Consider the following 23,916-nt stretch of genomic DNA (forward strand, 5'->3'; position numbering starts at 1 on the left):
CGGTGTGATCCCAGGCCAGGGGTAGATGCCTATCCTGGGGACGTCGGACAGCGCGGTCCGCACCCCGCACAGACGTGCTCAATGACTGCACCATCCCCGCAAGGAGCCGCATCCGTGAGCAGTGCCGACCACACCCCCGCCGAGTCCGCCGCCGCCAAGGCCACCCCCACCACCGGCGGCAACGGCGCCCTGCGCGCCGACATCCGCCGCCTCGGCGACCTCCTCGGCGAGACCCTCGTCCGGCAGGAAGGCCAGGACCTCCTCGACCTCGTCGAACAGGTCCGCGCCCTGACCCGCACCGACGGCGAGGCCGCCGCCCGGCTCCTCGGCGAGACCGACCTGGCCACCGCCGCCAAGCTCGTCCGCGCCTTCTCCACCTACTTCCACCTCGCCAACGTCACCGAGCAGGTCCACCGCGGCCGCGAACTGCGCGCCAAGCGCGCCGCCGAGGGCAGCATCCTGGCCCGCACCGCCGACATGCTCAAGGACGCCGACCCCGAGCACCTGCGCGCCACCGCCCGCAACCTCGGCGTCCGCCCCGTCTTCACCGCCCACCCCACCGAGGCCGCCCGCCGCTCCGTCCTCACCAAGCTCCGCAAGATCGCCGAGCTGCTGGACCACCGCGACGCCGCCGACCGCCGCCGCACCGACCTCCGCCTCGCCGAGAACATCGACCTCATCTGGCAGACCGACGAACTCCGCGTCGCCCGGCCCGAACCCACCGACGAGGCCCGCAACGCCATCTACTACCTCGACGAACTCGGCCGTGGCGCGGTCGGCGACGTCCTGGAGGACCTCGCCGCCGAACTGGAGCGCGCCGGCACCGAACTCCCCGCCGGCACCCGCCCGTTGACCTTCGGCACCTGGATCGGCGGCGACCGCGACGGCAACCCCAACGTCACCCCCCAGGTCACCTGGGACGTCCTGATCCTCCAGCACGAACACGGCATCACCGACGCCCTGGAACACGTCGACGAGCTCCGCGGCGCCCTCTCCAACTCCATCCGCAACTGCGGCGCCACCGACGAACTCCTCGCCTCCCTCCAGCGGGACCTCGACCTCCTCCCCGAGATCAGCCCCCGCTACAAGCGCCTCAACAGCGAAGAGCCCTACCGCCTCAAGGCCACCTGCATCCGCCAGAAGCTCCTCAACACCCGCGACCGCCTCGCCGCCGACACCCCCCACGTCCCCGGCCACGACTACCTCGGCACCAGCGAGCTCCTCGACGACCTCACCCTCATCCAGACCTCGCTGCGCGCCCACCGCGGCGGCCTGATCGCCGACGGCCGACTGGAGCGCACCCTGCGCACCATCGGCGCCTTCGGCCTCCAACTCGCCACCATGGACGTCCGCGAGCACGCCGACGCCCACCACCACGCCCTCGGCCAGCTCTTCGACCGCCTCGGCGAGGAATCCTGGCGCTACGTCGACATGCCCCGCGACTACCGCCGCAAGCTGCTCGCCAAGGAACTCCGCTCCCGCCGCCCCCTCGCCCCCAGCCCCGCACCCCTGGACGAGGCCGGCGCCAAGACCCTCGGCGTCTTCCGCACCATCCGCAAGGCCAAGCAGACCTTCGGCCCCGAGGTCATCGAGTCCTACATCATCTCCATGTGCCAGGGCTCCGACGACGTCTTCGCCGCCGCGGTCCTCGCCCGCGAGGCCGGCCTCATCGACCTGCACGCCGGCTGGGCCAAGGTCGGCATCGTCCCCCTCCTGGAGACCACCGACGAGCTGAAGATCGCCGACCAGCTCCTCGACGACATGCTCTCCGACCCCTCCTACCGCCGCCTCGTCGCCCTCCGCGGCGACGTCCAGGAGGTCATGCTCGGCTACTCCGACTCCTCCAAGTTCGGCGGCATCACCACCAGCCAGTGGGAGATCCACCGCGCCCAGCGGCTGCTCCGCGACGTCGCCCACCGCCACGGCGTCCGCCTGCGCCTCTTCCACGGCCGCGGCGGCACCGTCGGCCGCGGCGGTGGCCCCTCCCACGACGCGATCCTCGCCCAGCCCTACGGCACCCTCGAAGGCGAGATCAAGGTCACCGAACAGGGCGAGGTCATCTCCGACAAGTACCTCGTCCCGTCACTGGCCCGCGAAAACCTGGAACTGACGGTCGCCGCCACCCTCCAGGCATCCGCCCTGCACACCGCCCCCCGCCAGTCCGACGAGGCCCTCGCCCGCTGGGACGCCGCCATGGAGACCGTCTCCGACGCCGCCCACCACGCCTACCGTCGCCTCGTCGAGGACCCCGACCTCCCCGCCTACTTCTTCGCCTCCACCCCCGTCGACCAGCTCGCCGACCTCCACCTCGGCTCCCGCCCCTCCCGCCGCCCCGACTCCGGCGCCGGACTCGACGGCCTCCGCGCCATCCCCTGGGTCTTCGGCTGGACCCAGTCCCGCCAGATCGTCCCCGGCTGGTACGGCGTCGGCACCGGCCTCAAGGCCGCCCGCGAAGCCGGCCTCGGCAGCGTCCTGGACGAAATGCACGAACACTGGCACTTCTTCCGCAACTTCCTCTCCAACGTCGAAATGACGCTGGCCAAGACCGACCTGCGGATCGCCCAGCACTACGTCGACACCCTCGTCCCCGACGACCTCAAGCACGTCTTCGACACCATCAAGACCGAACACGAACTCACCGTCGCCGAGGTCCTCCGCGTCACCGGCGAGGACGAACTCCTCGACGCAAGCCCCGTGTTGAAGCAGACCTTCCACGTCCGCGACGCCTACCTCGACCCCATCTCCTACCTCCAGGTCTCCCTCCTCAAGCGACAGCGCGACGCCGCCACCGCCGGCCAGGAACCCGACCCCCTCCTCGCCCGCGCCCTCCTCCTCACCGTCAACGGCGTCGCCGCCGGCCTCCGCAACACCGGCTGACCGGCACCCCACACACGACGACGGGCCCGCCCGGAGCAACCACTCCGGACGGGCCCGCCGCCATCCCCCGCACCCCGCCTACGAGTTGTACGTCGACTGCGCCCGCTCCAACCCCTCGATGACCAGGGCCTCCACGGCATCCGCCGCCCGGTCCACGAAGTAGTCCAACTCCTTGCGCTCCGCCGACGAGAAGTCCTTCAGCACGAAATCCGCCACCGGCATCCGCCCCGGCGGCCGCCCGATCCCGAACCGCACCCGGTGGTACTCCGCCCCCGACGACTTCGTGATCGACTTCAGCCCGTTGTGCCCGTTGTCGCCGCCCCCCAGCTTCAACCGCAACGCACCGAAATCGATGTCCAACTCGTCATGCACCGCCACGATGTTGGCCACCGGCACCTTGTAGAAGTCCCGCAACGCCGTCGTCGGCCCACCCGACAGATTCATGAACGACGACGGCTTCGCCACCACCACCCGACGGCTCAACGGACCCGGCGGACCGATCCGCCCCTCCACCACCTGGGCCCGCGCCTTGTGCGACTTGAACCGGCCACCCATCCGCTCCGCCAGCAGATCGGCCACCATGAAGCCCACGTTGTGGCGGTTGCCCGCATACTCCGGGCCCGGGTTGCCCAGCCCCACGATGAGCCAAGGGCTCGCCGCATCCGTCATGTCCACGTCTCCTCAAAAACGCCCCAACCGCCGCCCGGCGCCGGACGGCGCCGCGACAGCGGTTGGGAAGAAAACTACCGCGGAGCGACTCAGCCCTCCGCGCCCTCGCCCTCAGCCTCGGCCGGAGCCTCCGCCTGCGCCGCGATGACCTGCAGCACCGCGGTGTCCTCCTCGACCGCCAGCGACACACCGGCCGGCAGCTCGATGTCCTTGGCCAGCACCGTGTGACCGGCGTCCAGACCCGCGATGGAGACGGTGACCGACTCCGGGATGTGCGTCGCCTCGGCCTCGACCGGCAGCGTGTTCAGCAGGTGCTCCAGCAGGTTGCCACCCGGCGCCAGCTCACCCTCGGTCTGGATCGGCAGCTCGACGGAGACCTTCTCGCCCTTCTTCACCGCGAGGAAGTCCACGTGCACCAGGAAGCGACGGATCGCCTCACGCTGCACCGCCTTCGGAATCACCAGCTCGCTCTTGCCGTCCACATCCAGGCGGATCAGCGCGTTCGGCGTCTTCAGCGCCATCATCAGCGCGTGGCTGTCGACCGCCACGTGCTTCGGCTCCGCGCCGTGCCCGTAGATGACACCCGGAACCTTCTCCTCGCGACGCAGACGCCGCGCCGCGCCCTTGCCGAACTCGTCCCGGGACTCAGCGGCGAGCTTGATCTCAGCCATGTCAGCACTCCTCGTATCCGAAAAAAACCTCTGCGGGGCGTCACCCGGCCCACGACAGACCAGCTACGAAGAGCGCGTCGATAACGGAGTACCACCGCAAAAGGGCGGCCTCCCTCGCCGAGCAACCCCAAGAGTCTACCCGGCCAGAAAGGCCGCCCCAAAGTCGATCTAGCCGGCCACCGCCGACCACCGACCCAACGCGACGAAACTCACTGCTCGTCGAAGAGGCTCGTCACCGAACCGTCCTCGAACACCTCACGGATCGCCCGCGCGACCGTCGGCGCCATCGACAGCACCGTGATCTTGTCCAGCTCCAACTCCGAAGGCGTCGGCAGCGTGTTCGTGAACACGAACTCGCTCACCTTCGAGTTCTTCAGCCGATCCGCCGCCGGACCCGACAGCACACCGTGCGTCGCCGTCACGATCACGTCCGCCGCACCATTGGCGAACAGCGCCTCGGCCGCCGCGCAGATCGTGCCACCGGTGTCGATCATGTCGTCGACCAGGACACACACCCGGCCCTTCACATCACCGACGACCTCGTGAACCGTGACCTGATTCGCCACGTCCTTGTCCCGGCGCTTGTGCACGATCGCCAGCGGCGCACCCAGCCGGTCACACCAGCGGTCCGCCACCCGCACCCGACCCGCGTCCGGCGAAACCACCGTCAGCTTGTCCCGGTCCACCTTCGCGCCCACGTAGTCCGCCAGCACCGGCAGCGCGAACAGATGGTCCACCGGGCCGTCGAAGAAGCCCATGATCTGGTCCGTGTGCAGATCCACCGTGACGATGCGGTCCGCGCCCGCCGTCTTCATCAGATCCGCGATCAGCCGCGCCGAAATCGGCTCACGACCACGGTGCTTCTTGTCCTGCCGGGCATACCCGTAGAACGGCACGACCACGGTGATGCTCCGGGCCGAGGCCCGCTTCAGCGCATCGATCATGATCAGCTGCTCCATGATCCACTTGTTGATCGGAGCCGTGTGGCTCTGGATCAAAAAGCAGTCCGCACCGCGCGCCGACTCCTGGTAACGGACATAGATCTCACCGTTGGCGAAATCGAAAGCCTTCGTCGGGACCAGGCCCACACCCAGCTGGTGCGCGACCTCCTCAGCAAGCTCGGGGTGGGCGCGGCCGGAGAAGAGCATCAGCTTCTTCTCGCCGGTCGTCTTGATCCCGGTCACAGCACATCTCCTTGCATCACGGTTTGCGTGCGCTCATCACGGTACGCCCCGCACGGCATACCCGTCGGCACAGTCACCGCTCACCCTCGGACGCCACGTCAGAACCCTGACCCGACTCCGAATCGCGAGCGGACGAAGCGGCCTGCGCGGCGGCGCTTCCGGGCCGCTTACGCGCGACCCAACCCTCGATGTTCCGCTGCTGGCCGCGCGCGACCGCCAACGAACCCGGGGGCACATCCTTGGTAATGACCGAACCGGCCGCGGTGTACGCGCCGTCCCCGATCGTCACGGGCGCCACGAACATGTTGTCCGAGCCCGTCTTGCAGTGCGACCCCACCGTCGTGTGGTGCTTCGCCTCACCGTCGTAGTTCACAAACACGCTCGCCGCACCGATGTTGGTGTGCTCACCGATCGTCGCATCCCCGACATACGACAGATGCGGCACCTTCGTGCCCTCGCCGATCTGCGCGTTCTTCATCTCGACGAACGTCCCGGCCTTCGCCTTCACGCTCAGCCGCGTCCCCGGACGCAGGTACGCGTACGGACCCACCGAAGCCTTAGGCCCCACCTCGGCACCCTCCGCCACCGTGAACGCCACCGACGCCCCCGCACCCACGACCGTGTCCTTCAGCCGCGACTGCGGACCCACCTCGGAGCCCGACCCCAGATGCGTCGAACCCAACAACTGCGTCCCCGGCTGCACCGTCGCGTCCTGCTCGAACGTCACCGACACGTCCACCCACGTCGACGCCGGATCCACCACCGTCACACCGGCGAGCATCGCCCGCTCCAGCAGCCGTGCGTTCAACAGCCGCCGCGCCTCGGCCAACTGCACCCGGTTGTTGATCCCCAGGATCTCCCGGTGGTCCGCCGCCACCGCGGCCCCCACCCGGTGCCCGGCCGACCGCAGAATCCCCAGCACGTCCGTGAGGTACTCCTCACCCTGACTGTTGTCCGTGCGCACCTTGCCCAGCGCCTCCACCAACAGCCGCGCATCGAACGCGAACACCCCGGAGTTGATCTCCCGGATCTCCCGCTGCGCCTCGCTGGCGTCCTTGTGCTCGACGATCTCGGTGACCGCGCCGGACGCCCCGTCCCGCACGATCCGCCCGTAGCCCGTCGCGTCCGGCACCTCGGCCGACAGCACCGTCACGGCGTTCTTGTCCGCCGCGTGCGTCTCGCTCAGCTTGGCCAGCGTCTCGCCGGTCAGCAGCGGGGTGTCACCGCACACCACGACGACCGTGCCGTCGAGCGTGACGCCGTCGCCGCTCAGCTCCTCCAGCGCCGTGCGCACGGCGTGGCCGGTGCCGTTCTGCTCGTACTGCACGGCGGTGCGGGCGGCGGGATCGATCGCGGCGAGGTGCTCGCGCACCTGCTCGCGGGCGTGGCCGACGACCACGACGAGGTGCTCGGGGTCCAGCTCACGGGAGGCGGCCACGACATGGCCGACGAGGGATCGGCCGCAGATCGCGTGCAGGACCTTGGGGGTCGTCGACTTCATGCGGGTTCCCTCACCCGCTGCGAGAACGACGACGGCGGCCGGGCGGTTGGCGCTCACGGGATGCCCTTCGGCTTCTTGGCTTCTTCGGGTGGTGGACATCCGAAGGATACCGGGGCGTATTGCGGGGGAAACGAGCGCGGGTCCTGACCGATAGATCAGGACCCGAACCTTGCTTGCTCCCCTGCCAGGACTCGAACCTGGAACAAATCATCCAAAGTGACCCGTGTTGCCAATTACACCACAGGGGAATATAAAGCGGACCAAACCGGACATCCCGTCAGGGCGTCCGCTTGGCACCCAACACTATGCCGTACCACCAGCCTTCAATGCGACGGTATAGGTCAGCGCTTTGCAGCACGCGGATCACCAGGCAGCCGTAGTAGCCCTCTCCCGTGTTCCTGCGGACGGTCTTCGGATTGTGCTTCTTGATCGTGGTTTTCTGGAGCGCGGAGACGTCGACCCCTACGAGATCGGCCCAGTGGCGCTCGGCGGCGGGCACGTCCGCAGTGACATGAATCATCACGCGGTAACGCAGACGTTCCGGTTCGACGCCGAGCATCCGCAGCCAGGCCAGGAAGACCTCGATCACGCCCGGATCGCTGTTGACGAAGACGACGTGCTCCCGCCGGGCATGCGGTTTGTCCTTCATGCCCTCGGCCCAGTACAGCGCTGCGCCGATGAAGAGCAGTTCCCGGTCCGACAGGGCGCCGACCTCGGCCTCTGCCGCGTCCTTGGTGCGCCGGCGTTCCTCGTCGCGCACCGCCAACTCGTGGTCCCAGCGCTTCCGGCCGGCGATCCGGGCCTGTTCCGACGGTGATCGTCGGGGAGGCTTCGGCAGATCCCGCACCCAGAGTGAGATCGAGCTCTTCGAGCAGCCCAGTTCGAGTTGGATCTGGTCGTAGGTCAGGCCCTGCGTGCGGAGCTCGCGGGCCTTGGCGCGCAGGTCGTTCTTGGCGTTGGGGCGCTTGGTCCACTCCGGGACCGGTACGCCTTCCAGGAGGCGGTTGAGGAGGTCGTTGTTGTGGACGTGCAGTCGGTCGCGGATCTGGCGGCGGCTGAGGCCGGCGCGGCGGAGGGCGACGGCGCGGGGGCGTAAGGCTTCGTAGTCGTGGTGCGAGGGGGAGTGGGTGTGCGTCATGGGGACAGGCTGGCGGGGTGCCGGTACCCAGCGAGGCGAAAATGCGAGCGATTCAACAGTTCGAGCGATAGCTGGCCGTAGTGGTGGGTAACGGGCCGGTCAGTGTGCTGGGGCGGGGCCCTGGGAAGCGGGGTCGGCGCCCGTACGCTGGTCGGTATGACCGCAACGGGGGCAAGTGAGAGCGTGGCCGCGCGAGGGACGCCGGGGGGCGGTCCTTGGTGGTGGGCGCGGCGTCGTAGCGCGGTGCTGGACGTGGTGCTGGCGGTGCTGTCGACGGCGGAGTGCGTGGCGGAGGGGGTGCCGTTCGCGCACACGGCGGGGGTGCCGGTGGCGGTGGGGGTGCTGCTGGGGCTGGTGGCCGGGCCGGTGCTGTTGGTGCGTCGGCGGTGGCCGGTCGTGGTGGTGCTGGTGTCGATCGCTGTGATGCCCGCGGAGATGGGTGTGCTGCTGGGGGTGGTGGGGCTCTACACGTTGGCGGCGTCGGATGTGCCGCGGCGGATCATCGGGCTGTTGGCCGGGATGACGGTCGCGGGCACGGTGCTGACGACGTTCCTCAGCATGCGGCAGGACGTGGCGACGGAGCCGTCCTTCCATCCGCCGGTGTGGTTCGTGGTGTTGATGGCGTTGACGGTGGGGCTGGTGTTGTCGGCGCCGCCGGTGTTGTGGGGGTTGTACGTCGGTGCTCGGCGGCGGTTGGTGGAGAGCCTGCGGGAGCGGGCGGACGGTCTGGAGCGGGAGCTGTCGCTGCTGGCGGAGCGGGCCGAGGAGCGGGCGGAGTGGGCCCGTAACGAGGAGCGGACGCGGATCGCGCGGGAGATGCACGACGTGGTGGCGCACCGGGTGAGTTTGATGGTGGTGCATGCGGCGGCGTTGCAGGCGGTGGCGCTGAAGGATCCGGAGAAGGCGTCGCGGAACGCCGCTTTGGTGGGGGACATGGGGCGGCAGGCGTTGACGGAGTTGCGGGAGATGTTGGGGGTGTTGCGGACTGCGGAGGGGTCGGCGGTGCTGGGGTCGGGGGGGTCGGACGACCCCGAGCGGTTGGCCGCGGTGGCGTCGCGGGTGTCGCAGCAGGCGGCCGGGGGCGCGGCGGCGGAGTCGGCGGCGGACGGTGGGTCGGCGGCCGGTGGTGAGCCGGAGGGGGATGGTCCGTGGTTGTCGGAGTTGGGGGAGTTGGTGGAGCAGTCCCGGGCGGCGGGGATGGCGGTGGAGTTCGCGGTGCAGGGGGACGGCGATGGTGCGGAGGAGACGGCCGTGGCGGGGGCCGGTGGGCCCCGGTATGCGGCGCGGGTGGAGCAGACCGTGTATCGGGTGGTGCAGGAGGCGTTGACGAACGTGCACAAGCACGCGCCGGGTGCGCGGGCGCGGGTGCGGTTGGCGCATCGGGCCGGCGAGGTGGCGGTGCAGGTGGAGAACGGGCCGTCGGAGCGGGGGGCGACGGACGCGGGTCTGCCGAGCGGCGGGAACGGCCTGGTGGGGATGCGGGAGCGGGTGTCGGCGCTGGGTGGCGTGTTTGTGTCCGGGCCGACGGAGGCGGGGGGCTTCAGGGTGTCGGCGGTGGTGCCGCTGGAGGCGTCGGCGGCGGCGTAGGCGGTCCGCGGGCTCGGGCCGTGTCGCCCGTTCTGCCCGTCAGCCGGCCGTTGGCCCGTTGATCAAGGTGGCGTGGGTCAGGCGTCGTTGGCGACCGTGAGGCGGCTCGGGCGGGTGCCGAGGATGAGGGTGCCGAGGGCCTGGTCGAGGTCGGGGCCGAGGTACCAGTCGCCGGTGTGGTCGAGGCTATAGACGCGGCCCTCGGTGTCGATGGCGAGGGCGGCCTGGGGGTGGGTGGTGCCGCGGGTGGCCTTGGTGTCGGGGAGGTGTTCCTGGCCGAGCGGGGCGACGTGGGTGTCGAGGGCGCGGCCGAGGTCGCCGAGGGTGCGGGCGAGGTGGAGTCCGAGGAGCGGGTCGATGACGAACGGGGTGGGGGCGATGTGGCGGCCGGGGCCGGGGCCGGTGATGCGCAGGCCGCCGAATTCGGCCCAGGCTTCGACGGCGGCGGGGAAGACGGTGTGGCGGTGGCCGGCGGGGGAGGTGTGGGCGCGGAGGGTGTCGGCCCAGCTTTCGGCCTGGTGTATGTCCCAGCGGCCGGGTTGCCAGCCGGCGTCTTGGAGGGCGATGTCGACGGCGGCGGGGAAGCGGGTGGAGCCGGTGCTGTCGGCGGCGGGGGTGTGGGCGGGCGGCATGGTGGTGGTCAGCTCCCTTGGGACGTCGTGGCCCCGATGGGCATGACGCCGAAGTGGGCGAGGAGTGCGTCGCAGGAGCGGCAGGGGGGTGCGTAGCTGCCGTGTTGGGGGTCGCCGTCCTCGCGGATGTGGCGTGCGGTGATCTTGGAGTGTTTCAGGGAGCGGCGGGCCTCGCCGTTGGTGAGGGGTTTGCGGGAGGCGCGTTTGCCGCGGTTGCTCTCGACGGCGGTGAGGTGGCGGGAGAGCAGGACGGCTTCGGGGCAGCGGCCGGTGAAGCGGTCGCGCTGGGCGGTGGTGAGGGTGTCCAGGAAGTCCTGGACGAGGGGGTGGAGGGTGGGGGGCTGTTCGGCCTTGCTGGCGGTGCAGGTGAGGGTTTGTCCGCGTACCGACAGGGCGGCGCCGATGGTGGGGAGGATGCCGTCGCGGCGGTGGTGCAGGGTGGGGGCGCGGTCGGTGTCGGCGGTGCCGCTCCAGCCGATGCGCGGGTCGCCGCTGGTGCGAGGGTCGCCGACGGCGGTCGTGTGGTGTGCGGTGGTGGTCATGGTGGTGCTTCCCTCCCTGCAATCCCCCCGGTTTGCGGAGGTCAGATTGCCAAATGTGCTGGGCGTTGCGGTAGTCGGGCGCGCTGTCGGGGATGTCACTGGGATGTGACGGTTCGTCGGGTGGCCGGTAACGGTCCTGGTGGGCGGGTGCGGTGGGGGGTGTGGAGGGTGGCGGGCGGGGTGGGTGAGGTGAGGGTGTCATGGGGCTGACGGACGGTGCCGTTGGAATACGAGTTGGGGTGCGGGCCAGGGGTGCAAACGGGAGGCGTCGCGGCGCCAAGGTGCAAAGGGGGGCGCCCGGGGCGGGGAGCGGGCGCGGGCGGGAGGCGTCGCGGGGGGAGGGGCGGGGGTGGCGAAAAGGGGAGATGTCACCTAAGCATCGGCGGCGTCGTGGGGCGGTGGTCGGGTGGCGGGAGGGGGTGTTGCGGCACCGCATAGGCTGTGCCCCAAAGCCAGCTTCAGCCAGGGGGCAACCGCGATGACGACAGGTCGGCAAGGGCTGGGGGCGCACCCCGGCCTCCAGGCCCCAGGACGTCCCGTGCCACCGAACTCGGCCTATGCCGGGCAGGTCGTGCATTTCCCGGATCCGGTGCGGGCCGCGCGGTATCCGGCGGGCGTGCGGATGGACGGGAACGGCTTCCCGGACTTCTCGCCGTACGCGCGCGCGGCGGCGGAGATCGCCGAGCCGCCGGAGGGCTTCGGCGTCGACGAGCTGCGGTTGACGGACTTCGTGTCGGCGAACGCGGCGCTGCACGCGCAGGGGCACGAGCTGTGGATAGACGTGCCGTCGGTGGCGACGCCACACGGTTGGACCTGGCACCACGTGGCGGGGACCCGGCGGATGGAGCTGGTCCCGGTCGAGGTGAAGGCGCTGCTGCGGCACCACGCGGGGCTGGCGACGGCGGCGGTGGCGCACGACAAGCGCGGGACGCGGCCGTTGCAGGAGACCCGACCGGTGCATTTCGGGCTGCCGCGGCGGGAGTTGGCGGTGACCGAGGAGCAACTGGCGCAGGCCGAGGAGGCGCTGGGCTACCGGCTGCCGGGGGCGTACCGCTCGTTTCTGAAGGCGGCGGGCGGCTGCGCACCCGTAGGGGCGGCGTTGGACGCGGAGTTGGGACTCCTGGTCGACCAGCCGTTCTTCACGGTGCGCGACGACGCCGCGGTGAACGACCTGGTTTATGTGAACAAGTGCCTGCGCGACCACTTCACCAAGGACTACCTGGGGGTGGCGTTCGCGCAGGGCGGGGTGGTCGCGGTGAAGGTGCGTGGCGAGGCGTTGGGCTCGGTGTGGTTCTGTCCCTACGACGACGCCCGGGATCAGGACGGGTGGTCGGTGCAGGAGCGGGTGGAGCGGCTGATGTTGCCCTGTGGTGCGGATTTCGATGACTTCCTCCAGCGACTGGCGGGCAATCCGCCGGAGTTGGAGACGGTGGCGAACCTGATGGTGGACGGCGGTTTCGCGTACGCCGTGCCGATGGGGGGCTGAGCGCGGTGGTGACGTTCGCGCAGGCGCAGGAGCGCGCGGAGCAGTGGGTGAACGGCGAGGTGCCGCCGGCGTTCCACCGCGAGGTGCGGGTGCGGGAGTTCGCGTTGGGCTTCGTGGCCTGGGCGGAGGACCGCGAGGGTGGCCCGGTGGGCGAGGGCGGCCGGAGCCGGCTGGTGATCGCGCGGGACAGCGGGGAGACCACGCTGTGGCCGGGGCTGCCGGTGGGCGAGGTGATCCGCCGTTACGAGGAGGAGTACGGCGCGCCGGCGGACGGCGGGTACGCGGCGGCGGAACCGCCGCAACGGATCGACCTGGAGGCCACGTCGTTCCTGCTGACGCCACCGGAGTGGCTACAGGAGGCGGCGGATGCGATGGGGATCGGGGGGCGGAAGAGCGGGACTTTCGGGGGGAGTTCTGGGGTCGGGGGTGGTTCCGGTTCTGCGTCCGGGTCTGGTTCCGAATCGGCTGGTTCTGGATCTGGTTCTGGTTCTGCTGCTGGGGCTGAGGCTGATGTGGAGTCTGGTTCTGCTCCCGGCTCTGGTTACGGGTTCGGTGTCGGTGCGGAATACGTGAACGCTTCTGCGGGGGGCTCTGGGGACGGGGACTCCCCGGACTCCGGGGGCTCCGGGGGGTCTTCTGAGGTTTCCCCCGGGGCTTCTTCTGGGGAGCGGGCCGGATCGGGGCCCGCCCCGGAGGCCGTTCCCGGGCCCGCCGCGGCGGACGCCTGGGCCGACGTCAGCGTGAACGCCGGGCCGGACGCCGCACACGCCACGCCCCCGCCCGCTTCTCCCTCCACCTCGCCCTCGTCCTCGGGGGACGACGCGCCGTGGGCCGCCGCGGACACCACCGCCGGCGGCGACGGCGAGGGCCTTTCGGTGGCGCCGCCGCAGACCGTGTTCGCGCCGCCGCTCGCCGGTTCCGACGACGAGGACACCCCGTCGACGCCGCGCGTGCGCCCCGACGCCAAGACCGAACTGATGCGAGGCGGCAGCCAGTTGCCGCGTACGAAGATCGAGTCCGGGCCGCCTCCGCGGGACGGCGGGGCGTCCGGCGGGGCGGGCGCGGCCGCTACCAGCGGGCTGCCCCCGGCGCCCCCGATGCCGCCCGCGCCGCCCAGCATGCCGCCGGCCCCGCCGGCCCCGCCCGCGCCGTCCGTGGCGCCGGCCAACCTGCGCGACCTGCCGCCGCCGACCGGGGCGCCGGTCGCCGACGTCCCGCCGCCGCCCGACGCGGTGCCGCCGCCCCTTGGAGCGCAGGCCGAAGCGAGCGCGTCCCCCGGGGCGCAGCAGCCGAACGCGCGCCCCGGTGAGGGGCCGGCGTCCGGCCCGGCAGCCGACTCGGCGTCCCCGGGCCCGGCGGCGGCCGGTGCGCCGGCCGGCGGTTATGTGCCGACGCAGCTGGTCTCCCAACTGGACGCCGCTGAGCTGGACTTGAGTGCGGTGGACGGGCCCGGCGAGGGCTCCGCCGGAGGTTCCGGCGAGGGCTCCGGTCAGGCATCTGGCGAGGGCTCTGACCGGGGTGCTGAGCAAGGTGCTGGTGGCGCGGCTGGTTCCGGGGGCGGCGGGGTGCACGCCGCCGCGACGATGCTTGCGGACGGCGCGGCCCTCCAGGCCCCGATGCCCGGCCCGGGCGACGGCACGGGTGTGCCCGGCGGTGCTGGTGGGCCCGGGGTGCCGCCTCCGCCGCCTCCTCCTGGGCCGATTGGCGGGCCCGGGCCGATGGGGGCGTCGGGTGCGTCGGGTCAGTCCGGCGCGTCGGGCCACGCCGGTCCGTCGGCGGGCGGCCAGGGTGGTCCGGGCGGTCCGCCTCCGCCGCCGCCTGCGCCTCCCGCGCCGTCGAACGGCGGTGCGGGGGCCGACGGCGGGGTGCACGCCGCGGCCACGATGCTCGCGTCCGGCGCCGCGCTGTCCGGCGGCCCGGGCGGTCCCCAGGGAGCGGGCCAGGGTGGCCCCGGCATGCCGCCGGCCGCCGGCCAGGGCGGTCCCGGAACGCCGTCCGCCGCCGGCCCCGGCATGCCGCCCGCTCCGCCGATGGCGCCGCCGGCGCAGCCCGGCCCGCCGCCGGGCCCGCCCGGTGCGCCGGGTCCCGGAGTCCCGGGCACCGGGGCGCAGGGCGCCGCCCCCGGCGCGTACGGCTATCCGCAGCCGCCCAGTGGCCAACCGACCGTCGGACCCGGCTACATGGCCGTCCTGAGCTACCGCGCACCGGACGGCAGCGAGCAGAAGATCGTGCGCCGCTCGGCGCCCGGTACGCCGCACCCGGAGTGGCAACTGCTGCACGAGTTGCGGGCGATGAACGTCCCGCCGCAGCAGGTCGTGGAGTTGCACACCGAGTTGGAGTGCTGCGACCTGCCCGGTGGCTACTGCGCCCGTATGGTGCGGGAGTCCTGGCCGCAGGTGCGGATCAGCCACACCGCCGCGTATGGCACGGACCACGCGTCGCGGCAGCAGGGCGTCCGTCATCTGGTCGAGCACCAGGGCGAGTTGCACCAGGTCGCCGACGGGCCGGCGCGGCCCGCGCCGGTGCGGGTGCCGCTGCCGCACCCGTCGCAGGTGCAGCCGGTGCCTCCGGTGCCGCCGCAGGCGATCGGGCACGAGCTGGAGCAGTCGTTCGGGCCGCAGGGGATCTTCCGCTTCGACCAGCGGGCGGTCTCCCGGCAGGGTGTGCCGGAGGTCGTCGCGCACACGCTGGTGTGGGCCGGGCTGCCGGTCGACTTCGGGCCGTTCTTCTGGGCGCAGGCGCAGCCGGGGCGTCCGGTGCCGACGCTGGCGGAGCTGGCGGCGGAGCGGCGGGTGCAGCCGGCGCCGGACGCGGGCTCGTACCTGGTCATGGGCAACGACTTCGGCCGCCAACTGTGCGTCCAGTACGGGACCGCGAACATCGTCGCGGTCCCGTTGGAGGCGGGGCCCGGCGGGCAGTCCGTTGCGCCACAGTTCGTGAACACGGGGCTGCCGGAGTTTGTGCGGTGCCTGGCGATGCTGGGGCGGATGTGGCGCCTGCGGTACGGGCTGACGCCCGAGCAGGCCGGCCGGTGGACGGTGGACTTCCAGGCGCAGCTGGTGGCGTTGGACCCGCCGGCGCTGGGGTCGCCGGAGACGTGGTGGTCGGTCCTGCTGGAACAGATGTGGGACGGCCTGCTGTAGCGGTGTGTGGGCCTTCCCACGTTGGGGTTTTGGTGGGTTGGGTATGCCGCCGGTCCCTGTCGGTGGGTGGTTGCGCGCCGTGGCGGCGGAGGTGTGGTTGGTGGTCGCCCCGCGTTGTCATCTGTCTGGCTCGGTGGTGGCTGGGGTGGCCTCGCCCACTCTTTGGTGGGTGGGGGTCGGAGGGGCTGCCCCGGAGCCCGTCCTCGGTGCGGGCGCCTCTGGTGTGTGGGTGAGGATTACCCGGGGCTTTGCTCCAGATCCTGCGGGCGGGCTCCGGGACATCCCCTCCGACCCGGCACCGTTGGCGGCTTTCCCGCCGCGTCGGTCCGGGGCAGCTACGCGGTCGCGTCCCCTGGGTAGCGTCGCCGACCTCGGCCCGCCGGTCGCCTCCCCGACTGCGCCCCGCCTGTGCGGCCCCCTGTGTCCTGCCTGTGCGGCCCGACTGTGGGGGCGTATCCCCAACCCTCCTCACCATCCCCACCCGTCCGACTACAATCCGTAATGGAACGTGGAACTCCCCACCCGTCCGCGTTCGTTGTCGGATAAGAGGAGGCGGCGGCGAGCAAGGCACGGGGCGGCGGCCCACTCCTGGCTCGGACCGCCGACGGCTGAGCCCGCGAGTGACTCAACCCCCAACCACCCCCAACAACCCCCCAGCCACCCCAACCATCAACCACTCCGCCGCGACCGTGCCGGCCGTCGTCGGAGCCAGGGGCCGCCGTCGGGTAACTGCCAACGTTCCGCGGCCTGCGAGCCACCGGCGAGCCACCAACGTTCCGTGGTCTGTGAGTTGGGCTGGTGGCGGTGGGTCCACCGGCGGGTGGTCGGCGACGGTGTAGGCCGGAGGGGATGTCCCGGGGTGCGCCCGCAGGATCTGGAGCAAAGCCCCGGGTATTCGTCATCTGACTGACCAGAGGCGCCCGCACCGAGGACGTACCCCGGGACAGCCCCTCCGGCCCCACCCACGGTGAGAGGCCGCAAAGCGCCAGCCCCCACCGGGCGGAAGCCGCCAGGCGCGGGCCCCCACCGGGCGGAACCCGCAAGACGCCCACCCCGCCGGAGGCCGCAGCCAACGCCGCAGTCAACTCCGGCCGCAGCCCACAACGCAGGGCCCGGCCGCGAATACCCCTCCCGCCGCCACGGCGAGCAACCAAGAACCGGCAGGGTCCGGCGGAATCGGCCCGGCGCAAGAACCGGCAGGGCCCGGTGGCGGTCCCGGGTGGCGGAAGCGGGTGAAAGCCGGCGGAATGCGGGGGTGCCGTAACCGTGGCGTGGGGGCGGCGTTGTGCCGTCGAGGGCGTCAGGGCGGGTCCCGGGCAACCCCCCCTCGCGGGCGAAGATCCAATTCCGGCTTCTGGTGGCAAATGACGCATCCTTGGGGGAGGGAATGGGCGGAGTGTCGTGATGGAGCCGCTTCGGGCCGATCCAGAAAGATGTGCGCGGGACTGTGCGGAAGTAAGCGGGGTCCGCGCGACTGCTGTGCGCAGGGAGAGGGGCTTGAGGGATGAGTACTTCGGTTTCGCCACACGGGTTCGAGACCGTGCGAGGGCGCGGCTATCGCCCGGAGGACGTGGATCGGCGCGTCGAGGGGCTCTCGATCGACCGTGATTCCTGTTGGGAACGCGCTGCCCGGTTGACGGTCCTGTCCAACGAGATGGAGGCCGAACTCGCCGAATTGCACGCCTACGTGGCGCAGCTGCCGGAGCAGACGTACGAGACGCTGGGCAAGCAGGCCCGGTTGATCCTGACGACGGCGGAGTCCGAGGCGGCGCGGTTGCGGTCCGAGGCGGAGGCGGACGCGGAGCAGGCGCACGACGACGCGGCCGGCTTCGCGCAGGAGCTGCAGACCGCGGCGGACAAGGCGGCGCAGCGGATGCGTGCGGAGGCCGAGGAGGACGCGCGGCGCATCGAGAAGGCGGCCGCCGAGGAGGTGGCGCGGATCGTGGCGGAGGCCATCGAGGAGGCCGAGCAGCTGCGGACGCAGGCGGCGGCGGAGCTGACGGAGACCCGGCGACGCACCGAGCAGTTGCTGAAGGACCAGGAGGTGCGGCACACCGAGGAGTGGGACGCCCTGGAGCGGGAACTGGCCGGCCTGGAGTCCGAGATGGATCAGCGGGTGGCCGAGCTGGAGGCCCACGGCGAGGCGGTGCGGGCCGAGCGGCGGCGGCTGACGGCGGAGACCGAGGAGGCCGCGCGGCACCGGTCCGAGGACGCCGAGGCGCAGGCGGCGGAGCTGTTGGCGCAGGCCCGGGTCGAGGCGGAGCGGATCGAGCGGGCCGCCGAGCGGGTCGTGCGGGAGCACGACGAGAAGCGCGAGGAGCTCCGGATCCATATGACGCATGTGCGCAACAGCCTGGCGGCGTTGACGGGGAAGGACCCGGCGGAGTTCGCCGACTCGGGCACGGGTACGGGGACGGGGGCTTCCGCTGCCTCCGCTTCCGGTTCTGGTTCTGCTTCTGGTTCCGCTTCGGGGGGCGGGGCCGGTGTGCGGGTCGACGTCGACCACGATCCGGACAACGAGGAGACGTTGGAGACGGAGTTGCCGCGGGTGGAGCGGGTGGAGGGGCACGGTTCGGGCCGGCGGTAGCCGGCACGACGGCGGTCCCGCGGCCGGGTGGCTCCGGCCCGACGGCTCGGGGCTGCCAACGGCCCCGACCGAGACGGCCGTTGCCCGCCGGCGGCGATCAGTCAGCCCGCCTGTCCGTCCGCCTGTCCGTGGCGTTGCACCCGGTGTCCGTGCCGTCGTCGCCATTTCCCCCGTCCTCGTCCGCGGCAGAGGTGAGAGTCGCCCCGGCCGCCCCAGTCGCCCCGGCCCCCGGATGGGCCTCGGCGTGGAGGGGGAAGCGGCGGGGTGCCAGGAGGAGGACGGCGAGGAAGGCGAGGGCGGCGGCCGCGGCGGCGCCCAGGTAGACGTGTTCGACGGAGGTGGCGACGGCGCGCCGGAGGTAGTCGGCGGTGCCGGTGACGAGGGCGCCGGCGTGTTGGAGGGCGTGCGAGACGGCGTCGAGGTCGTGCGGCAGGCCGGCGCGGATGGCGGCGGGGGCGTGGGTGAGGCGGTCGTTGAGGGTGGCGTTGGCGATGGCGCCGAAGAGGGCCGCGCCGAGGGACTGGCCGACCTGGCGGCAGAAGAGGATGGATGCGGTGGCGGTGCCGCGCTCGGCGTAGCCGACGGAGGACTGGACGCCGATGATCAGCGGGAGTTGGAAGAGCCCGAGGGCGGCGCCGAGGGCGAGCATGAGCAGGGCGGGCTGCCAGGCGGCGCCGGGGTAGGGGAGCAGGGGGAAGGCGGCCAGGACGAGGGCTGCGGCGCCGATGCCGAGGAGGGCGCAGTTGCGGATGCCGATGCGGTTGTAGACGCGGCTGCTGAGGGCGGCGGATATCGGCCAGCTCAGGGTCATGACGGAGAGCACGAAGCCGGCGGCGGTGGGGGCGAGGCCGAGGACGGCCTGGGCGTAGGTGGGGAGGAAGACGGTCGGCGCGACCATCAGCAGGCCGAGGGCGCCGAGGGCGAGGTTGACGGCGGAGATGGTGCGGCGGCGCCAGACCCAGCCGGGGATGATCGGGTCGGCGGCGCGGCGTTCGATCAGGACGGTGGCCGCGGTGGCCAGGGCGCTGCCGGTGAGCAGCAGGAGGGACGGGGCGGAGAGCCAGGGCCAGGCGGTGCCGCCCTGGACGACGGCGGTGAGCAGCAGGCCGCCGGCGGCGAAGATGGCGAGGGCGCCTGGCCAGTCGACGCGGGTGCGCTGCCCGGGGGCGTCAGTCGTCAACGTGGGGCGGTCGCGTCGGGTGTCGTGGAAGTGCCGGATGATCAGCCAGAGGGCGACGGTGCCGACGGGCAGGTTGATGAGGAAGATCCAGCGCCAGTCGCCGTAGGTGGTGAGCAGGCCGCCCAGTCCGGGGCCGGCGACGGCGGAGACGGCCCAGACGCTGGAGAGCTTGGACTGGATCTTGGGGCGTTCCTTCATCGGGTAGAGGTCGGCGGCGATGGTCTGGACGGTGCCCTGGAGGGCGCCGCCGCCCAGGCCCTGGAGGACGCGGAAGGCGATCAGGGAGCCCATGTTCCAGGCGCCGGCGCAGGCCAGGGAGCCGATCAGGAACAGGACGATGCCGGTGAGCAGGATCGGCTTGCGGCCGTGGGTGTCGGAGAGCTTGCCGTAGACGGGGAGGGTGACGGTGACGGCGAGGAGGTAGCCGGAGAAGAGCCAGGAGAAGACGGTGAAGCCGCCGAGGTCGCCGACGATCTGGGGGACGGCGGTGGCGATGATCGTCGAGTCGAGGGCGGCCAGGGCCATGCCGAGCATCAGGGCGGCGACGACGGGGCCGCGGCGGGCGGCGGTGCGGGCGTCGGATGGTCGGTTCCCGGTGGCGTCGTTCCGGTCGGTGCCGTTCGGGTCGGTGCTGTTCCGGCTGGTGTCGTGGCTGTCGCCGTGGCTGTCCTGGGTGGTGCGGTTCACCGGGGTCCCCTCCTGCCGTGCTGCGGCCGGGCCGAGGCGTCGCCCGGCCGCGGCTGACGCGGCTACGTGTGATCGGCTACGTGTGGTCGGCGCGTATACGTGTAGTCGGCACGGTTCCGGGGACACCCTTGCACGCGCGGTGGCCGGGCGGAACGGGGTTTCTCGCAGGGTGGGACGGCGGCGGGCGGCCGCTGGGGCGGCCGGTTGTCAGTGGGCCGGCGTAAGGTGGTCAGCCCTGGTCCGATTGCGCCCGTCGGCGCCTATGCGAGGGGTGGCGGACCGGTCGCGTTGTTCGCCTCGCTGGGACGGAAACCTTTCATGAGCCTGAGTGGTCTGCTCGACGCCGTCGCATTGGACCCGGCGCTCGCCGAAGCGGTCAAGGCCGCGGCCGACGGGCACCGCCCGCATGTCGATCTGGTCGGGCCGCCGGCCGCCCGCCCGTTCGCGGTGGCGGCGCTGGCGCGGCAGGGCGGCCGCCCGGTGCTGGCGGTGACGGCCACCGGCCGGGAGGCGGAGGATCTGGCGGCCGCGCTGCGCTCGCTGATGCCGGCCGGCGAGGAGAACTCCGTCGTGGAGTTCCCGTCCTGGGAGACGCTGCCGCACGAGCGCCTCTCGCCGCGCTCGGACACCGTCGGCCGCCGCCTGGCGGTGCTGCGCCGCCTGGCGCACCCGAGCGCCGACGACCCGACGGCCGGCCCGGTCTCGGTCGTGGTCGCGCCGATCCGCTCGGTGCTCCAGCCGCAGGCCAAGGGGTTGGGCGAGCTGGTGCCGGTGAGCCTGCGGACGGGGCAGAGCGCCGATCTGGAGGAGGTCGTCGACGGCCTGGCGGCGGCCGCCTACGCGCGGGTCGAACTGGTCGAGAAGCGCGGCGAGTTCGCGGTCCGCGGCGGCATCCTGGACGTCTTCCCGCCCACCGAGGAGCACCCGCTGCGGGTGGAGTTCTGGGGCGACGACGTCGAGGAGATCCGGTACTTCAAGGTTGCCGACCAGCGCTCCCTGGAGGTGGCCGAGCACGGGCTGTGGGCGCCGCCGTGCCGGGAGCTGCTGCTGACGGACGAGGTGCGGGAGCGGGCCGCGGCGCTGGCCGAGGACCATCCGGAGCTGGGCGAGCTGCTGGGGAAGATCGCCGAGGGGATCGCCGTCGAGGGCATGGAGTCCCTGGCCCCGGTGCTCGTCGACGACATGGAGCTGGTGCTGGACGTACTGCCGGCCGGCAGCATGGCGGTGGTCTGCGATCCGGAGCGGGTGCGGACCCGGGCGGCGGACCTGGTGGCGACGAGCCAGGAGTTCCTTCAGGCGTCCTGGGCTGCCAGCGCCGGTGGCGGCGCGGCGCCGATCGACGTGGGCGCGGCGTCCCTGTGGGGCATCGCCGATGTCCGGGAGCACGCCCGGGAGTTGGGCATGCCGTGGTGGTCCATCTCGCCGTTCGCCGCCGATGAGGAGGTGGAGGGCGACGGGGACACCCTGAAGCTGGGGATGCACGCCCCGGAGACGTACCGCGGGGACACCCAGCGGGCGTTGGCCGACACCAAGCAGTGGCTGGCGGACGGCTGGCGCACGGTGTTCGTCACCGAGGGCCACGGCCCCGCGGCCCGTACGGTCGAGGTGCTGGGCGGGGAGGGCATCGCCGCCCGTCTGGAGGCCGACCTCGGCGAGATCGCGCCGTCCGTCGTGCATGTGGCCTGCGGCTCGATCGACAACGGCTTCGTCGATCCGGGCCTGAAGATCGCGGTGTTGACGGAGATGGACCTGTCGGGCCAGAAGGCCGCCGGCAAGGACGCGGCCCGGATGCCGGCCCGTCGCCGTAAGCAGATCGATCCGCTGACCCTCCAGGCCGGCGACTTCATCGTCCACGAGCAGCACGGCGTGGGCCGGTACATCGAGATGGTGCAGCGCACCGTCCAGGGCGCCACCCGCGAGTATCTGCTGGTGGAGTACGCGCCGGCCAAGCGCGGCCAGCCCGGGGACCGGCTCTACATCCCCACCGACCAGTTGGAGCAGGTCACCAAGTACGTGGGCGGTGAGGCGCCGACGCTGCACCGGCTCGGCGGCGCGGACTGGACGAAGACCAAGGCGCGCGCCAAGAAGGCGGTCAAGGAGATCGCCGCCGACCTGATCAAGCTGTACTCGGCGCGGATGGCGGCGCCCGGCCACGCCTTCGGCCAGGACACGCCCTGGCAGCGGGAGTTGGAGGACGCGTTCCCGTACGCCGAGACGCCCGACCAGCTCACCACGATCGCCGAGGTCAAGGAGGACATGGAGAAGTCGGTCCCGATGGACCGGCTGATCTGTGGCGACGTCGGCTACGGCAAGACCGAGATCGCGGTCCGCGCGGCCTTCAAGGCGGTCCAGGACGGCAAGCAGGTGGCGGTCCTGGTGCCCACCACCCTCCTCGTCCAGCAGCACTACGGCACCTTCACCGAGCGCTACGGCCAGTTCCCGGTCAACGTCAAGGCGCTGTCCCGGTTCCAGACCGACACCGAGGCGAAGGCGACGCTGGAGGGCCTCAAGGACGGCGCCGTCGACATCGTCATCGGCACCCACCGCCTCTTCTCCTCCGAGACCAAGTTCAAGGACCTCGGCCTGGTCATCGTCGACGAGGAGCAGCGCTTCGGCGTCGAGCACAAGGAGCAGCTCAAGAAGCTCCGCGCCAACGTGGACGTCCTGACGATGTCCGCGACGCCGATCCCGCGCACCCTGGAGATGGCGGTCACCGGCATCCGCGAGATGTCGACGATCACCACGCCCCCCGAGGAGCGGCACCCGGTCCTGACCTTCGTCGGCCCCTACGAGCAGAAGCAGATCGGCGCGGCCATCCGTCGCGAACTGCTCCGCGAGGGCCAGGTCTTCTACATCCACAACCGCGTCGAGTCGATCGACCGCGCCGCGGCGCGGCTGCGCGAGATCGTGCCCGAGGCGCGCATCCAGACCGCGCACGGTCAGATGGGCGAGTCCCAACTGGAGCAGGTGGTGGTCGACTTCTGGGAGAAGAAGTTCGACGTCCTGGTCTCCACCACGATCGTGGAGTCCGGCATCGACATCTCCAACGCCAACACCCTGATCGTCGAGCGCGGCGACAACTTCGGCCTCTCCCAACTGCACCAGCTGCGCGGCCGGGTGGGCCGCGGCCGCGAGCGCGGCTACGCCTACTTCCTCTACCCGCCGGAGAAGCCGCTCACCGAGACCGCGCACGAGCGCCTCGCGACGATCGCCCAGCACACCGAGATGGGCGCCGGCATGTACGTGGCGATGAAGGACCTGGAGATCCGCGGCGCGGGCAACCTCCTGGGCGGCGAGCAGTCCGGCCACATCGCGGGCGTCGGTTTCGACCTCTACGTCCGGATGGTCGGGGAGGCGGTGGCCGACTACCGCGCGTCCCTGGAGGGCGGTGTGGAGGAGGAGCCGCCGCTGGAGGTCAAGATCGAGCTTCCGGTGGACGCGCACGTTCCGCACGACTACGCGCCGGGCGAGCGGCTGCGGCTCCAGGCGTATCGGGCGATCGCCTCGGCCAACTCCGAGGAGGACATCGCGGCGGTCCGCGAGGAGCTCACCGACCGCTACGGCAAGCTGCCGGAGCCGGTGGAGAACCTCCTCCTGGTCGCCGGCCTGCGGATGCTGGCCCGCTCCTGCGGCGTCACCGACATCACCCTCCAGGGCTCCAACATCCGCTTCGGCCCGGTGGAGTTGCGCGAGTCCCAGGAGCTCCGCCTGAAGCGGCTGCATCCCCGTACGGTCCTCAAGCCGGCGGCGCGGCACGTGCTTGTGCCGCGGCCGACGACGGGGAGGATCGGGGGGAAGCCGGTGGTTGGGCGCGAGTTGCTCGCGTGGGTTGGTGAGTTCCTCACGACGATTTTGAGCTGACCCGCGCGTTTGCGACGGCCCGCACGTTTTTGGGTTTCCCGCCGTGGGGGTGCTCGCCGTTGGCGGGTTGTTGTTGGGCGGGGGCCGCGTTCTGCTTGGTGGTGGGTGGCGGGGGTGGGCCTCCGGCGCCTGTGTTGTGGACTGCTTCGCTTTACGTCCACAACACAGGCG

The 23,916-nt window shown here is 71.9% G+C and carries 14 protein-coding genes and 1 tRNA gene; 6 read left to right on the forward strand and 9 right to left on the reverse strand.

Annotation, left to right across the window (positions count from 1 at the left end):
• Window positions 1-114 precede the first annotated feature (114 nt).
• Entirely contained in the window at window positions 115-2,877 is a 2,763-nt protein-coding gene (gene ppc, locus ACFVFQ_RS32965; RefSeq protein WP_383423164.1) for a phosphoenolpyruvate carboxylase, read from the forward strand.
• Window positions 2,878-2,955: 78 nt separating this feature from the next.
• On the opposite strand, the gene pth is transcribed toward ppc, so the two are convergent.
• The 6 genes from pth to ACFVFQ_RS32995 all read right to left on the reverse strand — a co-directional run bounded on the left by pth (window position 2,956) and on the right by ACFVFQ_RS32995 (window position 8,040).
• Window positions 2,956-3,546 (reverse strand): aminoacyl-tRNA hydrolase, encoded by a 591-nt coding sequence (gene pth / locus ACFVFQ_RS32970; RefSeq protein WP_383423166.1) that lies wholly within the window; start codon window positions 3,544-3,546, stop codon window positions 2,956-2,958.
• A gap of 89 nt (window positions 3,547-3,635) precedes the next feature.
• Complete coding sequence (locus tag ACFVFQ_RS32975; protein WP_383423168.1) at window positions 3,636-4,217, reverse strand: 50S ribosomal protein L25/general stress protein Ctc; 582 nt, start codon at window positions 4,215-4,217, stop codon at window positions 3,636-3,638.
• Window positions 4,218-4,426: 209 nt separating this feature from the next.
• Complete coding sequence (locus ACFVFQ_RS32980; protein ID WP_274915312.1) at window positions 4,427-5,401, reverse strand: ribose-phosphate diphosphokinase; 975 nt, start codon at window positions 5,399-5,401, stop codon at window positions 4,427-4,429.
• Window positions 5,402-5,474: 73 nt separating this feature from the next.
• A complete protein-coding gene (gene glmU, locus ACFVFQ_RS32985) occupies window positions 5,475-6,959 on the reverse strand; it encodes a bifunctional UDP-N-acetylglucosamine diphosphorylase/glucosamine-1-phosphate N-acetyltransferase GlmU (RefSeq protein ID WP_383423170.1) in 1,485 nt (494 codons plus the stop codon).
• 119 nt (window positions 6,960-7,078) lie between these two features.
• Window positions 7,079-7,150, reverse strand: a tRNA-Gln gene (locus ACFVFQ_RS32990).
• A gap of 29 nt (window positions 7,151-7,179) precedes the next feature.
• The gene (locus ACFVFQ_RS32995) at window positions 7,180-8,040 is read right to left on the reverse strand and encodes a hypothetical protein (RefSeq protein WP_383423172.1); all 861 of its coding nucleotides are present in this window, start codon (window positions 8,038-8,040) and stop codon (window positions 7,180-7,182) included.
• Between the two features lie 156 nt (window positions 8,041-8,196).
• On the opposite strand from ACFVFQ_RS32995, the gene ACFVFQ_RS33000 reads away from it, so the two are divergent.
• The gene (locus ACFVFQ_RS33000) at window positions 8,197-9,627 is read left to right on the forward strand and encodes a sensor histidine kinase (RefSeq protein ID WP_383423175.1); all 1,431 of its coding nucleotides are present in this window, start codon (window positions 8,197-8,199) and stop codon (window positions 9,625-9,627) included.
• A gap of 77 nt (window positions 9,628-9,704) precedes the next feature.
• On the opposite strand, the gene ACFVFQ_RS33005 is transcribed toward ACFVFQ_RS33000, so the two are convergent.
• Window positions 9,705-10,259: an SUKH-3 domain-containing protein gene (locus ACFVFQ_RS33005; protein WP_383423177.1), complete on the reverse strand. Its 555-nt coding sequence runs from the start codon at window positions 10,257-10,259 to the stop codon at window positions 9,705-9,707.
• Window positions 10,260-10,267: 8 nt separating this feature from the next.
• Window positions 10,268-10,801: a YwqJ-related putative deaminase gene (locus tag ACFVFQ_RS33010; RefSeq protein WP_383423179.1), complete on the reverse strand. Its 534-nt coding sequence runs from the start codon at window positions 10,799-10,801 to the stop codon at window positions 10,268-10,270.
• Between the two features lie 478 nt (window positions 10,802-11,279).
• Here ACFVFQ_RS33010 and ACFVFQ_RS33015 point away from each other — a divergent pair, with 478 nt between their 5' ends.
• The 3 genes from ACFVFQ_RS33015 to ACFVFQ_RS33025 all read left to right on the forward strand — a co-directional run bounded on the left by ACFVFQ_RS33015 (window position 11,280) and on the right by ACFVFQ_RS33025 (window position 18,017).
• Window positions 11,280-12,287: an HNH endonuclease gene (locus tag ACFVFQ_RS33015; RefSeq protein WP_383423181.1), complete on the forward strand. Its 1,008-nt coding sequence runs from the start codon at window positions 11,280-11,282 to the stop codon at window positions 12,285-12,287.
• A gap of 8 nt (window positions 12,288-12,295) precedes the next feature.
• A complete protein-coding gene (locus ACFVFQ_RS33020) occupies window positions 12,296-15,430 on the forward strand; it encodes an SUKH-4 family immunity protein (protein WP_383423183.1) in 3,135 nt (1,044 codons plus the stop codon).
• A gap of 1,504 nt (window positions 15,431-16,934) precedes the next feature.
• Window positions 16,935-18,017 (forward strand): cellulose-binding protein, encoded by a 1,083-nt coding sequence (locus ACFVFQ_RS33025; protein ID WP_383423185.1) that lies wholly within the window; start codon window positions 16,935-16,937, stop codon window positions 18,015-18,017.
• A gap of 97 nt (window positions 18,018-18,114) precedes the next feature.
• Here ACFVFQ_RS33025 and ACFVFQ_RS33030 read toward each other — a convergent pair whose 3' ends face one another.
• Window positions 18,115-19,731, reverse strand: a complete 1,617-nt coding sequence (locus ACFVFQ_RS33030) for an MFS transporter (RefSeq protein WP_383423191.1) — start codon at window positions 19,729-19,731, stop codon at window positions 18,115-18,117.
• Window positions 19,732-20,202: 471 nt separating this feature from the next.
• Here ACFVFQ_RS33030 and mfd point away from each other — a divergent pair, with 471 nt between their 5' ends.
• On the forward strand, window positions 20,203-23,745 hold the full coding sequence (mfd, locus tag ACFVFQ_RS33035; protein ID WP_383423187.1) for a transcription-repair coupling factor: 3,543 nt from the start codon (window positions 20,203-20,205) through the stop codon (window positions 23,743-23,745).
• Window positions 23,746-23,916: the final 171 nt, after the last annotated feature.

This window comes from Streptomyces sp. NPDC057743, assembly GCF_042798755.1.
In the GTDB taxonomy this organism is placed as follows: Bacteria; Actinomycetota; Actinomycetes; order Streptomycetales; family Streptomycetaceae; genus Streptomyces.